1 protein-coding gene is annotated in these 762 nt (G+C 60.1%); it reads left to right on the plus strand.

Features of this window, described 5'->3' with window-relative positions; genetic code table 11:
* Nucleotides 1-479: 479 nt before the first annotated feature.
* A partial coding sequence (locus tag EOA36_RS36415; RefSeq protein WP_127281314.1) for a PAS domain-containing protein occupies nucleotides 480-762 on the plus strand: 283 nt, incomplete at its 3' end.

Raw genomic sequence — 762 nt, forward strand, 5'->3', positions numbered from 1 at the left:
GCTTCGGCCGGTTCGGGCTGGGACGGATTTTGCGGTTCATTCATCTGCAATCGCACTCGATGCTGGTTCAGTCCGGGGCCGGTTCGGTCTGGGGCTGGTTCGGCCTGGCCAGCATCTAGATCACCGCCGATGGAACCGCAAATGGCGAATCGTCCCGCTCCGAATCACAGGTGCGAATCAAAAAAGAAGCCGTCCAAGGTTTCCCTTGAACGGCCGGTCGAGCCCCCTGCTCCCCTAAAACTCTTGACTGAAGTGCTGCCGATCGTCGCGAAACGACCGCTTCTGGAGTGGTTTTGGTGTGCCACGCGGCTCGCCAGGGCGCAACGTAAACCACTTGTTAACCTTAACGGCCCCGACCCGTGAACAAGTGTTAACGACGCTGGCACGCTTCCTGCTCCGGAACGCATGTAGGTCATCGGAGGGCGCCCTTCTGTTCACCGATGGGACATCAGACGACAGAATGCGCGGAGCTTTTTAGTATGAACCAAAACGGATCGATCACGCTGTTCCACTATTGGAACCGCCTGCGTGACGGACGCCCCGCTCCGAAGCGATCGGAAGTCGAGCCGGCCGACATCAAGTCGCTGCTGGCCGATACGTTCATCCTGGAAAGGGACACGCGTGGTCAGCCCGTGTTTCGTCTGGCCGGCACCAGGCTCTGCGCCTGCTACGGCCGCGAACTCAAGGGGTTTTCCTTCCCGTCGCTGTGGCGCGAAAAGGATCAGCGGCTGGTTTCGCGGCTGATCCACGGGGTTTTCGACC

It is taken from the genome of Mesorhizobium sp. M8A.F.Ca.ET.021.01.1.1, from assembly GCF_003998025.1.
Lineage (GTDB): Bacteria > Pseudomonadota > Alphaproteobacteria > Rhizobiales > Rhizobiaceae > Mesorhizobium.